General features: G+C 34.4%; 16 protein-coding genes and 1 riboswitch. Of the genes, 13 read left to right on the top strand and 3 right to left on the bottom strand.

Features of this window, described 5'->3' with window-relative positions:
- Positions 1-90: 90 nt before the first annotated feature.
- The 3 genes from J4P91_RS01005 to J4P91_RS28710 all read left to right on the top strand — a co-directional run bounded on the left by J4P91_RS01005 (position 91) and on the right by J4P91_RS28710 (position 2,857).
- A complete protein-coding gene (locus J4P91_RS01005; protein ID WP_207992620.1) occupies positions 91-1,785 on the top strand; it encodes a M3 family oligoendopeptidase in 1,695 nt (564 codons plus the stop codon).
- A 140-nt stretch (positions 1,786-1,925) separates the two neighbouring features.
- Positions 1,926-2,459, top strand: a complete 534-nt coding sequence (locus J4P91_RS01010; RefSeq protein ID WP_207992621.1) for a DinB family protein — start codon at positions 1,926-1,928, stop codon at positions 2,457-2,459.
- A 281-nt stretch (positions 2,460-2,740) separates the two neighbouring features.
- Positions 2,741-2,857, top strand: coding sequence for a DUF6254 family protein (locus J4P91_RS28710; RefSeq protein WP_000018497.1), 117 nt, complete (start codon positions 2,741-2,743; stop codon positions 2,855-2,857).
- An 11-nt stretch (positions 2,858-2,868) separates the two neighbouring features.
- On the opposite strand, the gene J4P91_RS01015 is transcribed toward J4P91_RS28710, so the two are convergent.
- Complete coding sequence (locus J4P91_RS01015; protein ID WP_207992622.1) at positions 2,869-4,077, bottom strand: ATP-binding protein; 1,209 nt, start codon at positions 4,075-4,077, stop codon at positions 2,869-2,871.
- Positions 4,078-4,310: 233 nt separating this feature from the next.
- Positions 4,311-4,354, top strand: a riboswitch (PreQ1 riboswitch).
- Positions 4,355-4,447: 93 nt separating this feature from the next.
- On the opposite strand from J4P91_RS01015, the gene queC reads away from it, so the two are divergent.
- The 4 genes from queC to queF are packed head-to-tail and all read left to right on the top strand — an operon-like array spanning position 4,448 to position 6,849.
- Positions 4,448-5,110 (top strand): 7-cyano-7-deazaguanine synthase QueC, encoded by a 663-nt coding sequence (queC, locus tag J4P91_RS01020; RefSeq protein ID WP_207992623.1) that lies wholly within the window; start codon positions 4,448-4,450, stop codon positions 5,108-5,110.
- A complete protein-coding gene (gene queD, locus J4P91_RS01025) occupies positions 5,110-5,604 on the top strand; it encodes a 6-carboxytetrahydropterin synthase QueD (protein WP_207992624.1) in 495 nt (164 codons plus the stop codon). Before queC ends, queD begins: the two co-directional genes overlap by 1 nt.
- Positions 5,597-6,313, top strand: coding sequence for a 7-carboxy-7-deazaguanine synthase QueE (gene queE, locus J4P91_RS01030; RefSeq protein WP_017152676.1), 717 nt, complete (start codon positions 5,597-5,599; stop codon positions 6,311-6,313). Before queD ends, queE begins: the two co-directional genes overlap by 8 nt.
- A 38-nt stretch (positions 6,314-6,351) precedes the next feature.
- The gene (gene queF, locus J4P91_RS01035) at positions 6,352-6,849 is read left to right on the top strand and encodes a preQ(1) synthase (protein ID WP_017152675.1); all 498 of its coding nucleotides are present in this window, start codon (positions 6,352-6,354) and stop codon (positions 6,847-6,849) included.
- 49 nt (positions 6,850-6,898) lie between these two features.
- Here queF and J4P91_RS01040 read toward each other — a convergent pair whose 3' ends face one another.
- Positions 6,899-7,084, bottom strand: a complete 186-nt coding sequence (locus J4P91_RS01040; RefSeq protein WP_000683952.1) for a YkvS family protein — start codon at positions 7,082-7,084, stop codon at positions 6,899-6,901.
- Between the two features lie 231 nt (positions 7,085-7,315).
- Between J4P91_RS01040 and J4P91_RS01045 the strand changes: the two genes are divergently transcribed.
- Together J4P91_RS01045 and J4P91_RS01050 are read left to right on the top strand one after the other, a co-directional pair.
- A complete protein-coding gene (locus J4P91_RS01045; RefSeq protein ID WP_017152674.1) occupies positions 7,316-7,474 on the top strand; it encodes a hypothetical protein in 159 nt (52 codons plus the stop codon).
- Between the two features lie 94 nt (positions 7,475-7,568).
- Positions 7,569-8,171 (top strand): histidine phosphatase family protein, encoded by a 603-nt coding sequence (locus J4P91_RS01050; RefSeq protein WP_207992625.1) that lies wholly within the window; start codon positions 7,569-7,571, stop codon positions 8,169-8,171.
- Between the two features lie 36 nt (positions 8,172-8,207).
- Here the strand turns inward: J4P91_RS01050 and J4P91_RS01055 are convergent, their stop codons facing one another.
- On the bottom strand, positions 8,208-8,786 hold the full coding sequence (locus tag J4P91_RS01055) for a GNAT family N-acetyltransferase (protein ID WP_207992626.1): 579 nt from the start codon (positions 8,784-8,786) through the stop codon (positions 8,208-8,210).
- 217 nt (positions 8,787-9,003) lie between these two features.
- Between J4P91_RS01055 and J4P91_RS01060 the strand changes: the two genes are divergently transcribed.
- From J4P91_RS01060 to nrdE, 4 genes are all read left to right on the top strand, one after another.
- Entirely contained in the window at positions 9,004-9,198 is a 195-nt protein-coding gene (locus J4P91_RS01060) for a hypothetical protein (protein WP_017152671.1), read from the top strand.
- Positions 9,199-9,222: 24 nt separating this feature from the next.
- Positions 9,223-9,540 (top strand): hypothetical protein, encoded by a 318-nt coding sequence (locus J4P91_RS01065; protein ID WP_207992627.1) that lies wholly within the window; start codon positions 9,223-9,225, stop codon positions 9,538-9,540.
- 549 nt (positions 9,541-10,089) lie between these two features.
- Positions 10,090-10,449 (top strand): class Ib ribonucleoside-diphosphate reductase assembly flavoprotein NrdI, encoded by a 360-nt coding sequence (gene nrdI, locus J4P91_RS01070; RefSeq protein ID WP_207992628.1) that lies wholly within the window; start codon positions 10,090-10,092, stop codon positions 10,447-10,449.
- On the top strand, positions 10,436-12,520 hold the full coding sequence (gene nrdE, locus J4P91_RS01075) for a class 1b ribonucleoside-diphosphate reductase subunit alpha (protein WP_207992629.1): 2,085 nt from the start codon (positions 10,436-10,438) through the stop codon (positions 12,518-12,520). Before nrdI ends, nrdE begins: the two co-directional genes overlap by 14 nt.
- Positions 12,521-12,662: the final 142 nt, after the last annotated feature.

Consider the following 12,662-nt stretch of genomic DNA (forward strand, 5'->3'; position numbering starts at 1 on the left):
TCTGACGAATTTTGTTGAAGAATAAAAGGGAATTTAGAAAGGGAAATGGAAATATAGTAAGGGTACATATAATCGAGAGGAGGAGTATTCATGTCGTTTCAGAACTATGAATATAAACGCCCGAATACAGAAGAGTTACAAGAAAAATTTACTGTAGCTTTAGAACAATTTGAGAATGCAAAGACAGTGGAAGAGCAAAAGCAAGTAATTGGTTTAATTAATGAGATTCGCAATGACTTTGGTACAATGGGAAATATTTGTTATATTCGTCATTCTGTTGATACAACAGATGAATTTTATAAGAAAGAACAAGATTTCTTTGATGAGTATTCTCCGATTGTACAAGGATATGGAACGAAATATTATAAAGCATTGATGAATTCTCCGTTTCGGGATGAGCTGGAGGCTTATTATGGGAAACAGTTATTTGCTTTAGCAGAATGTGATTTGAAAACATATTCAGATGAAATTGTGAAAGATTTACAATTGGAAAATAAATTATCTTCGCAGTATACACAACTTTTAGCTGCTGCAAAAATTGATTTTGAAGGAGAAGAAAGAACTTTATCACAACTTGGGCCTTTTATGCAACATACAGATAGAGATATGCGTAAAAGAGCAAGTGAAGCGTACTACGGTTTTTTAGCAGAGCATGAAGAAGAGTTAGACCGTATTTATGATGAACTTGTAAAAGTAAGAACGAAGATTGCTCAAGCACTTGGTTTTAAAAACTTTGTTGAACTTGGATATGCAAGAATGTATCGCACAGATTATAATGCGGAAATGGTAGCGAATTATCGTAAACAAGTACTAGATTACATCGTTCCAGTTGCAACAGAATTACGAAATAGACAAAAGGCACGCATCGGTATAGAAAAACTGGCTTACTATGATGAGAGTTTTGAATATGCAACAGGTAATCCAACTCCAAAGGGAGATGCGGAGTGGATTATTAATCATGGAAAGACGATGTATAAAGAATTATCAAAAGAAACAGATGAATTTTTTAACTTTATGTTAGACAATGAATTATTAGATTTAGTTGCAAAAAAAGGAAAAGCTGGCGGCGGTTATTGTACATACATTGAAAATTATAAAGCACCGTTTATTTTCTCGAACTTTAATGGAACATCAGGTGATATTGATGTGTTAACACACGAAGCAGGTCATGCTTTTCAAGTATATGAGAGCCGTAAGTTTGAAATTCCAGAGTACAATTGGCCAACGTATGAAGCGTGTGAAATTCATTCTATGAGTATGGAATTTTTCACATGGCCATGGATGAAATTATTCTTTGAGGGAGATACGGATAAATATTATTTCTCTCATTTAAGTTCAGCACTTCTATTTTTACCATACGGTGTATCGGTCGACGAATATCAACATTATGTATATGAAAATCCAGAAGTATCTCCAGAGGAACGCAAAGCAGCATGGCGTAATATTGAAAGAAAGTACTTACCACATCGAGACTATGAAGATAATGATTATTTAGAACGTGGTGGTTTCTGGCAACGCCAAGGACATATTTATAGCTCACCTTTCTATTATATTGATTATACATTGGCTCAAATTTGTGCACTGCAATTTTGGAAGCGAGCAAGAGACAATAGACAAGAAGCGTGGGAAGACTATGTGAACCTTTGCCAGAAGGGCGGAAGTCAATCTTTCTTACAATTAGTAGAAGGTGCGAATTTGACATCTCCATTTACAGATGGGTGTGTACAAGGTGTAATCACTGAGATTCAATCATGGTTACATGCAGTGGATGACACAAAATTGTAAAAATCAACCTTGGTTTTTTCATATTTTATAATCGACACATTCATAAAATAATGAGATAATATAAGAAAATTCAGATTTATTTAAAGAGGTGTTTCTAAATTAGAAGCGCCTCTTTTTACCAAAAAAGAGGGGGGAGAATTATGCTTCAATCTAATATGAATGTTAGTTTAGAAACTGTGCTGCAATCGTTACAATCTACAAGAAACACCCTATTATCAGAAATTGAGATGTTAAATGATACGGAAGTAAATGTAAAACCGCGTCGTGATAAATGGAGTATCACTCAAATTTTGCATCATCTGCACTTAGTTGAACAATCTGTTACATCATCTCTGGTGTATGCTTTACAGAAAAAAGACAGAAAAGTAGTCCCACTCAAAGATCTCCAACTTACTCTTGATCGAACACATAAACGAGAAGCTCCTCAGCAAATGCAACCAACAGAGACATTAATGAAAAAACAACAAATAATTCAATTACTTGAACATTCACGAGCAGAATTATTGCATACATTGCACAGTGTTATAGATGAAAAAGAATTATTTGAAAATTCGTTAAAACACCCTGTGTTTCAGGAACTTAATTTATATCAATGGATTCAATTCCTTGATTTACATGAACAGCGCCATCTTACACAGTTAAAAGAAGCGAAATATGCGATTTTGCAAAGATAAAGAAAAGTACCTATTCATTTGGGAACTATATGTAATAAATAGAAGAAGCGAGTTAGTAGTTATCTCGCTTCTTTTATTTTATCCTGCTATTTGCAGGCAGTAAGTAATAATACTCATGCACCAAGATTCTGAAAAAGAAGCTAGGTGGGGGATAAACTTCCTATAAAATCCTAATTAATGAGGGCTAATTATTGGTGGAGGATGAAGAAGCTGGATTAATGCATATTTTTATCTCTTATTTTGGAATAATACATAAAGAGAACATAGAAGGAGTTGAAAGCATGTCACACAAAAAGAAAGAGCAAGAGCGTAGTTGGAAGGCGCGAAAAGAAAACCAAAAACCGCATGGAAAAGTAAAAACTTTTGCTGAACTTGTTGATGAAACAGAAAAAACGTGATGAAATTTTCATCACGTTTTTTGTATGAGTGGAAAGGTTAGTAGGAAGGTTGTACCAATACCTTTTTCACTTGTAATATCGATTTTTCCGCCCATTGCTTTGATGACGCTGAATACGACCATCATCCCAAGTCCAGTTCCTTTCTCTTTTGTAGAATAGAATGGAGAGCCAAGGCGCTTTATTTGTTCTGTATCCATGCCGATTCCATTGTCTTTTATATACAATTGAATATGCTTATGGTCGGGAACTAGTGTGAGGATAAGATCGCCACCTTTAGGCATGGCTTCAATACAGTTTTTTAGAATATTTAACAAACATTGATTAAATTTCTGTTTTTCACCAGTAATAAGAAAATCGCTACTTTGTTTTAGATAGTGTATGCGGACATTTGATAAATTAGCTAATGGCGTAATAAGAGATAGTGCATGAAGCAATTCATCTTCTAATTGTAAAACTTGTTCTTTTTCAATACTTGGTTTTGCAAATGTTAAATAATCTGTGAGAACATGATTTGCTTGTTCAATCCCATGTATAGCTATTTCTGTGTATAATTTTCGATCTTTTTCAGAGCATTCGTCAGAATGTAGAAGTTGTAAAAAACCTTTTGTTGAAGTCAAAGGATTACGAATTTCATGGGAAATAGAAGCAGCCATTTCTCCAATAAGATGAAATTTTTCAGCATTAATAAGTTCTTCTTGTAAACGAACTTGCAATTGAAGTATGTTCAATAAATAGAGAATAAGAATTGTACCCATTGTTGCGCATAGTTGATACGCAATAATATGAGGGAGATAGTCTTCAGAATTAGACACTTTGATAAGGAACACAGAAACCCAAACGAATCCGTATGTAAGACTATATAAAATAGCAAGCATAAGTTTTATATGATTAGAACCTTTGTTAAAAAATTTATATGTGGAAAGTAAAACAATATATAAGAGAATCGAGCCAATGGCGGATGGAATGATCCCCATTCCTCCTAATAAGAAACGGTATACGTTTAATACAACTAAAACAGCTCCACCGGCAATAGGACCTCCTGTTAATGTGCCAACAATTAATACAATATGACGCATATCAAATTGAAATCCAGTATTCGTTTTGGCTGCAAAAAAAATGCAAAGTATTGTGGTAGTACTACAAAGTAATATAAATATAATTGAATTTAGTTTAGGTGAATGCTTGCCTTTTTGATTCCAAAATAGGTGATATACTAGCATTATAACGAGAATCAATAATATGTTTAAAAAGAGGTGAATGATAAAGAGCTTCAGTTTTATGCCCCCTCGCTATTCTCATGTGTATGGTATTAATTAAGTATAATCATACTATTAAAATACAAGAAAATGAATCTGAATTCCATTAAAAAACAGAAAAATCAGAAGTTTTTCCGAGAGAGATACAGTATGTTACAATATGTGTTGTCAATGAAAGAAGAAATTCCATGTATAACATGGGAGAGGTTCGCGAACTCCCTCTATAAAAAACTATGGAAACAACAATATCCTTAGGTATTGTTTTGTTTTTTTATTGTGACAGTTCAAGAACGTTCTTTCTTCTTATTCGTAGTAGAGAAGGAGAATGAGTGAGATGAAAAAAGAAAAAGCAGTTGTCGTTTTTAGTGGTGGCCAAGATAGTACAACATGTTTATTTTGGGCAATGCAGCAGTTTGCAGAAGTAGAAGCGGTGACGTTTAATTATAACCAACGTCATAAGTTAGAAATTGATTGTGCGGCTGACATTGCGAAAGAGTTAGGAATTAAACACACAGTACTTGATATGAGCTTATTAAATCAACTTGCTCCAAATGCGTTAACGAGAACGGATATGGAGATTACACATGAAGAAGGTGAATTGCCATCAACATTTGTAGATGGACGGAATTTACTATTCTTATCATTTGCAGCTGTGCTAGCAAAACAAGTTGGAGCACGTCATATTGTAACGGGCGTATGTGAAACTGATTTTAGCGGTTATCCTGATTGCCGTGATGTATTTGTGAAATCGTTAAACGTTACTTTAAATTTATCTATGGATTATCCATTTGTTATTCATACACCACTGATGTGGATTGATAAAGCAGAAACATGGAAATTGTCAGATGAACTTGGTGCATTCGAGTTTGTTAGAGAAAAAACATTAACATGTTATAACGGAATAATTGGCGATGGCTGCGGTGAATGTCCAGCTTGTAAACTTCGTAAAGCAGGTTTAGATACGTATTTACAAGAACGCGAAGGAGCGAATATATAATGGAACAGAATTTTTTTGGATTTCGCATTGTAGAAAATTTACAAAAAGTGGACAAGGACATTCAACGTGAACAACTGAAATATCATAATAAACGAGTGATGGTAAGTAAGGAATTTACATTTGATGCAGCGCATCATTTGCACTGTTATGAAGGGAAATGTAAAAATTTACATGGTCACACATATAAAGTTGTGTTTGGTATTAGTGGTTATGTGAATGAGATTGGACTTGCTATTGACTTTGGAGATATAAAAGAAATTTGGAAGAATGAAATTGAAATTTATTTAGATCATCGTTATTTAAATGAAACATTACCAGCGATGAATACGACGGCTGAAAATATGGTCGTTTGGATTTATGAAAAGATGGCTGAAGCACTTATAAAAGAGAATCGTGTTAATGAATACAAGGGGGCACGTGTTGAATTTGTTCGTCTATTTGAAACACCAACAAGTTATGCGGAAGTCAGACGGGAGTGGATGATCGGTGAGTAAAATCCCCGTTTTAGAAATCTTCGGTCCAACCATTCAAGGTGAAGGAATGGTTGTTGGGCAGAAGACGATGTTCATCCGCACAGCAGGGTGTGATTATAGTTGCGCATGGTGTGATTCTGCCTTTACTTGGGATGGATCAGCCAAAGAGCAAATTAGACAAATGACACCAGAAGAAATTTGGAGTGAACTTGTTGAAATTGGTGGAGAAAATTTTTCGCATGTAACAATTTCAGGTGGGAATCCAGTGCTATTGAAAAATTTAGATGGTTTTCTGTCTTTATTACAAGAAAAGAAAATTCGTACCGCTATTGAGACGCAGGGAAGTAAATGGCAAGAATGGTTGCTGCGCATTGATGAAGTAACCATCTCGCCAAAGCCGCCAAGTTCACAGATGAAAACAGATTTTATCATGTTAGATTCTGTTATTGAAAGATTAGCAGGAAAAGATTTTAGTTTAAAAGTCGTCGTGTTTGATGATCACGATTTTGAATATGCGATAAAAGTGCATGAGCGTTACCCGCATGTACCATTTTTCTTACAAGTTGGAAATGATGATACAAAAACAGTGGATGATGCGATGCTTATTAGGAATTTATTGCAAAAATATGAATGGCTCATCGAAAAAGCTGTTCAGTGCAAAGCGATGAATGATGCAAAAGTATTACCTCAGCTCCATGCGTTAGTATGGGGGAATAAGCGGGGCGTATAAGAAACGCTTACGAATTGAATTGAAGGGATGTATACAGAATGGCAGGAAGATTAGACGAAGATTTAAAAGATGTAACACTACTTGGAAATCAAAATACAAAATATTTATTTGAATATAGCCCAGAAATTTTAGAGACATTTGATAATAATCATCCAAATCGTGATTATTTTGTAAAATTTAACTGTCCTGAATTTACAAGTTTATGTCCAAAAACAGGGCAACCAGATTTTGCAACGATTTATATTAGTTATATTCCAGAACAAAAAATGGTGGAGAGTAAATCATTAAAATTATATTTATTTAGTTTCCGTAACCATGGAGATTTTCATGAAGATTGTATGAATGTTATTATGAATGATTTAATTAAATTAATGGACCCACGTTATATTGAAGTGTGGGGGAAATTTACACCACGTGGTGGTATCTCAATTGATCCATATTGTAATTATGGTCGTCCTGGTACAAAATATGAAAAAATGGCAGAATATCGCATGATGAATCACGATTTATACCCTGAAACAATCGATAATCGTTAATAAAAAAAGGATCTGTATGTATCATACAGATCCTTTTTTTTCTATTATATTATGCATGTTGATTGATAACTGTATAGTTTTTGTGATTTACAACTGTAAGAGGTTCCATATCTAGTTCTCTAAAATTCTCCATGATTGTTATATCGACAATAACGGAGTTTTTATTTACTTTTTGAACACGGCCTTGCATTCCACCTTTAAATTCGATAATATCTCCAGTTTCTGCGATTTTCATAAGCAACTCTCCTTGTTACAGTTTTACCAAAAAAGAACAAGTTCGTTCTTTTTTATTTCCCTTTATTTTGAACTATATTCCCCTGTTTGTAAATGTTTCCATGATGAAATTTCAAAAAATAGTCATTTTTCGTAAGATATGTATAAAGTATTTTTCTGTTTTAGGAGAGGGAATGGATAAAGAAGTGCTTATATCAGTATATAGGGGTATAATAAATTGGGGGCGGTAAAAATGGTACTTAAAATTGTCGGAAGTGTTATAATGATTTTTTTATTCTTATTTTCATATAAGCAATTAAAAATAATTCGGAGCCATGAAACAGGTACATATTTTGATGGATTAGATGGTGTACATGCTTCTATTACTCATGAGAGCGGTGCAGATATGTAAGGAAGTATGCCTTTCTCTTTCTCCATGGTATGATGACAATAAGCAAAAGTGCATAATAATATAGGTGATGAACGGGAAATGGGGAGTGAAGAAGATGCGAATTTCTTTTATTCGTCACGGTTGCTTAAACAATGTTACAGAACCAATGACAGTATCATCGTTTCGTAAATGGGTGGAGCGGTACGATTTAGATGGCATGAAAAAAAGTACAGACATACCAATTGAAACGGTTGAAGCAATTGAATCTGCAAAGCTTATTGTAACGAGTAATCAAAAACGTGCAGTACAGTCAGCTGCAGAATTAACAAATTCCCTTTCTTTTATACAAAATTCTCTTTTCCGAGAGGCAGAAGTACCATCTAGCTTCTTTGTTCCGAAATGGGTGAAGTGTAAACCTGAAATATGGACATTTATTGGGCGCACATTATGGGTGATTGGATATTCTAAAGGTGTTGAGTCTTATCGTGAAGCGCAAGGAAGAGCAAAGCAGGCAGTTGATAAGTTAGTTGGATATGCTTTAGTTCATGGACATATTGCGCTCATAGGGCACAGTTATTTTAATACGATGATTGGAGCTGAGCTGCGTGCTAGAGGATGGTCTGGGCCCCCTATTTTTCATAGGAAACCATGGAGTTGTACAGATTATACATTTCATGAAGCGATGAATGGAAATATACTAAATACCAATTTAATATAAAAGCACACGATTACAATGAAGAATCGTGTGCTTTTTTTAAGAAACGAAAGCTTTTTTATATAGTGGCTTCACTAAATGAGCATATGGCTCTCCAACAAGCATGACTGTTTTATCCTTTTGGTAACCAAGTTTTTTATATAAAGAGAAAGCTCGCTTGTTTTCTAAATTTACAAGTAATGCAATTTTCTCATAGCCTTTTTCATAGGCATCATTTTCTGCTGCTTGAATCAATTTTGAACCGATACCTCGTCCGCCGTATGCGCTTGAAACGGATAATGTGTCAATATAATATTCATCGATCTCAGCTTCTTTTTCTAGCGTAATAGATGAATCTTGATGGATTTTTCGTAAGTGTTTTACAATTGGAGTATCTAGTTGTTCTGCGTGGCTGCCATGATAGGCTACGATAATTCCAACTGCTTGTCCATCTTGTTCTTCAACGAAACAGTTCTCGTAGCTAAGTCGATTTTCTTTTTTTGAAAACCAAGTTTCAAGCCCTGTCAATACTTCTGTTTCTACCTTCGCACCTGTGATCTTTTCAGCAATTTCATGCAGAGCGTTATACAATAAAGGAGATATTGCCTTCGCATCTGTCTTCTTTGCTTTCCGAATCATATTATCCCTCCTAGTTGTCATTCTTATTGTAACATAAAATAAAATTTCAATTAGTAATTCATCAATTTCTGAAATTTCATAAGATAAGCTTGGATATCGAATAGATCCAGTATGGGTGAACCGTTATGTTAGTATATGATATTTGCTGTGAATATAAAAAATTTAACATTGTCGACTTGTGGAAGATAGGATAAAATATTGCAGAGAGGTGAAATACATGGATAAACAATTAGCAAATGCGATTTTAGATCAACTGAAAAATGGAGAGATAGAAGAGTATGTTGTAACTAAGGATGTATTTTATACGTTTCGTGAGGTTGTAGTAAATCGAGAAGATTTTAAACATTTCAGTGGGAATGCACAGCGCGGCGGGAAAATTATTTATACATATACAGAAACACCGCGTTCTTAATAGAGGGAAAAGGAGAGGAGAATTATGGGAGAATTTAAACAAGGTATTTTACCGCACTGGGATTATATGTGGAAAGATGGCACAGGAAAACGATTCGTAGGAATGGTTATGTTTCCAGAGAAACGGAAACGTACGAAAGAAGTTATAGAAAAATTGAAAGTAGCATATGAGCAAGAAACTAAAATTCGAGCAACTGTGAAATTTCAGCATATGAATCAATATGTAGAGGGAATGGTTGTATATTTTGATGAAGAAGCACCAGTTTTTACAATGCAAGATACAGACGGGAATTTTCACCATTTATTTATAAAGGATATTTTACGTATTGAACATTGCGAATGAGTGACGCTTTGTGTACCACCTTTTAAAATTCTCAGCACGCTAACAAATAAATTGGTGTACCATAATAATTGTCCTTTCCATTAATAATGATATTTTTTATTATGTAACAAAAAAGAAAGTATATGTATGTATTCGATGTAATAAATGTTTCATCCACAAGGGAGAGAAATTCTTACTTGTGTGATTTGAATAATGTGTAACCGGTTTCGAACAGATTACAATTTCAAGTCTGTTCTTTTTTGTGTGATGCTGGAGAAAGAAATTTCTCCAGCATTTATCGTTTTTTACAAAACATACTGTTAACATTTTTATGAAAATGGTTAAATTCGTTGACAACTTTTTCGAAAAGCACTTTATTGACATGAGTTTTAGAATGTTGTTTCATAGTCTTTGTATTGAAAAAAAACGACTTGTTATGTCGAAAAGTAAAAGTTAAAAAAAGAAAGAATTTATACATATATCTTGTGTCTTGTTTTGAAACGTAATACAATATATAGGGAAATCATGAAACGGCATCTAGATATTAAAGAAAGAAAGGGAGGGTCGGAAATGTTGGTTGCATATGATTCTATGACAGGAAACGTGAAACGTTTCATCCACAAATTAAATATGCCGGCCGTTCAAATTAATGAAGATCTAATAGTAGACGAAGATTTTGTTCTTATTACGTATACAACAGGTTTTGGAAATGTGCCGGAACGTGTTTTAGAATTTTTAGAGCGCAATAATGCAAATTTAAAAGGCGTATCTGCAAGTGGCAATCGCAACTGGGGAGATATGTTCGGGGCAAGTGCAGATAAAATCTCAACCAGATACGAAGTACCGATTGTATCAAAATTTGAGTTATCTGGAACAAATAAAGATGTAGAATATTTTAAAGAAAGGGTGCGGGAGATTGCGACACATTGAACTGAATAATGAAATCACGCAAATGCAAGACGGTTTCTATCAGCTTCATAAAGATAAAGAAGCATTAGAAGTCTTTATGGAAGAAGCGAGAGCGAATACTGTTCATTTTGAAAGCGTGGCAGAGCGAATTGAGTATATGAATGAACATGACTACTATTACAACGTTCTGGACGAGTATAAGTTGGAGGAAGTAGAGGAAGTATACAACGTTGCATACGGTGAAAACTTCACGTTTCAATCTTATATGGCGGCATCTAAGTTTTATAAGGATTATGCGTTAAAAACAAATGATCAAAAACAATACTTAGAAAGCTACGAAGATCGTGTATCAATTGTGTCATTATACTTAGGACGCGGTGATGTTAACAAAGCAAAACAATTTGCGAGCATGATTGTAAAACAAAACTACCAACCAGCGACACCAACCTTTTTGAATGCGGGAAGAAGCAGAAGAGGAGAAATGGTGTCTTGTTTCTTGTTAGAGATGGATGATAGCTTAAATTCAATTGGATTTAATATTAATACGGCGATGCAGCTATCGAAAATTGGTGGAGGAGTAGCTTTAAACCTTTCTAAGCTACGTGCACGCGGTGAGCAAATTAAAGGCATCGATAACGCAGCAAGCGGTGTTGTACCAGTTATGAAATTACTTGAAGATTCGTTTTCATATGCGAATCAGTTGGGCCAACGAAAAGGTGCCGGTGCAGTATATTTAAACATTTTCCATTGGGATATTATTGAATTCCTTGATACAAAAAAAATAAATGCCGACGAGAAGAGCCGTATTCAGTCTCTATCAATCGGTATTATCGTTCCAAGTAAGTTCTTTGAGCTTGCTGAGAAAAATGAACCATTCCATGTTTTCGCACCATATACAGTATATAAAGAGTACGGAAAACATTTAGATGATATAGATATCGACGAAATGTACGATGAACTGATGAGCAATCCAAAGGTGAAGAAGAAGCCACTTGATATTAGTGCGCGTGATATGCTCATTAAAATTGCAATGATTCAGCTTGAGTCTGGTTATCCATACTTAATGTTTAAATCAAATGCGAATAAGCAACATCCATTAAAGGATATTGGAACTGTGAAGATGTCGAATCTCTGCACAGAAATTTTCCAACTACAAGAAACATCCGAAATCAATGACTACGGTACAGATGACATTATCCGTCGTGATATTAACTGTAACTTAGGATCATTGAACATCGTAAACGTTATGGAGAATAAAGAAATTCGTGAAGCGGTTCATGCAGGAATGGAAGCTTTAACAGCTGTTTCTGATATGACTATTATTCCGAACGCACCAACTGTAAAAAAAGCAAATGATGAGCTTCATTCAGTTGGACTTGGTGCAATGAATTTACACGGATATTTAGCGAAAAATAAAATTGCTTATGAAAGTGCAGAAGCGAAAGAATTTGTTCGTACATTCTTTATGATGTTAAATTACTACTCTATTGAAAAGAGTATGGGAATTGCGAAAGAAAAGGGCGAAACATTTAAAGACTTCAATAAGTCGGATTATGCAAACGGCACATACTTTGAAAAGTATGAGACAACAGATTATAGTCCTGTAACGGAGAAAGTGCAGCAGTTATTTGAAGGAATCTATATTCCAACAAAAGAAGATTGGACAAGTCTAAAAGAACAAGTGCAGCAAAACGGTTTATACAACTCATATCGTTTAGCTATTGCGCCAACACAATCGATTAGTTATGTTCAAAATGCAACTTCAAGCGTAATGCCAATCGTAAGTCAAATCGAATCAAGAACGTATGCAAATGCGACAACATATTATCCAATGCCATATTTATCAAAAGATACGTTCTGGTATTATAAATCTTCTTACGATATGAATCAGTTTAAATTAATTGATTTAATCGCAGAAATTCAAGAGCATATTGACCAAGGAATTAGTACAATTCTGTATGTAAATAGCGATATTTCTACTCGTGAATTAGCACGTTATTACATCTACGCACATAAAAAAGGATTAAAGAGCTTGTATTATACAAGAACACGTAAGTTAAGCGTGGAAGAGTGTGTTGCTTGTACAGTTTGATGCAAACTATAATTGATTGATATACAAAATAAAGAATAAGACATCATGAGCAGGGTTTTTCTGACCCTGCTCATGCTTAGTTATAAAATTTAAGACGTCTAACATGCGGTTAAGTTTTCATTACAAACTGAAAGCTTTACCG

Origin of the sequence: Bacillus sp. XF8, from assembly GCF_017498755.1 — a bacterium.
In the GTDB taxonomy this organism is placed as follows: Bacteria; Bacillota; Bacilli; order Bacillales; family Bacillaceae_G; genus Bacillus_A; species Bacillus_A bingmayongensis.

Bases quoted from the DNA above. Each gene is read 5' to 3' on its own strand.
- J4P91_RS01005 (WP_207992620.1), top strand. From the start codon at position 91: ATGTCGTTTCAGAACTATGAATATAAACGCCCGAATACAGAAGAGTTA.
- J4P91_RS01010 (WP_207992621.1), top strand. From the start codon at position 1,926: ATGCTTCAATCTAATATGAATGTTAGTTTAGAAACTGTGCTGCAATCG.
- J4P91_RS28710 (WP_000018497.1), top strand. From the start codon at position 2,741: ATGTCACACAAAAAGAAAGAGCAAGAGCGTAGTTGGAAGGCGCGAAAA.
- J4P91_RS01015 (WP_207992622.1), bottom strand. From the start codon at position 4,077: ATGCTAGTATATCACCTATTTTGGAATCAAAAAGGCAAGCATTCACCT.
- queC (WP_207992623.1), top strand. From the start codon at position 4,448: ATGAAAAAAGAAAAAGCAGTTGTCGTTTTTAGTGGTGGCCAAGATAGT.
- queD (WP_207992624.1), top strand. From the start codon at position 5,110: ATGGAACAGAATTTTTTTGGATTTCGCATTGTAGAAAATTTACAAAAA.
- queF (WP_017152675.1), top strand. From the start codon at position 6,352: ATGGCAGGAAGATTAGACGAAGATTTAAAAGATGTAACACTACTTGGA.
- J4P91_RS01040 (WP_000683952.1), bottom strand. From the start codon at position 7,084: ATGAAAATCGCAGAAACTGGAGATATTATCGAATTTAAAGGTGGAATG.
- J4P91_RS01045 (WP_017152674.1), top strand. From the start codon at position 7,316: ATGGTACTTAAAATTGTCGGAAGTGTTATAATGATTTTTTTATTCTTA.
- J4P91_RS01050 (WP_207992625.1), top strand. From the start codon at position 7,569: ATGCGAATTTCTTTTATTCGTCACGGTTGCTTAAACAATGTTACAGAA.
- J4P91_RS01055 (WP_207992626.1), bottom strand. From the start codon at position 8,786: ATGATTCGGAAAGCAAAGAAGACAGATGCGAAGGCAATATCTCCTTTA.
- J4P91_RS01060 (WP_017152671.1), top strand. From the start codon at position 9,004: ATGGATAAACAATTAGCAAATGCGATTTTAGATCAACTGAAAAATGGA.
- J4P91_RS01065 (WP_207992627.1), top strand. From the start codon at position 9,223: ATGGGAGAATTTAAACAAGGTATTTTACCGCACTGGGATTATATGTGG.
- nrdI (WP_207992628.1), top strand. From the start codon at position 10,090: ATGTTGGTTGCATATGATTCTATGACAGGAAACGTGAAACGTTTCATC.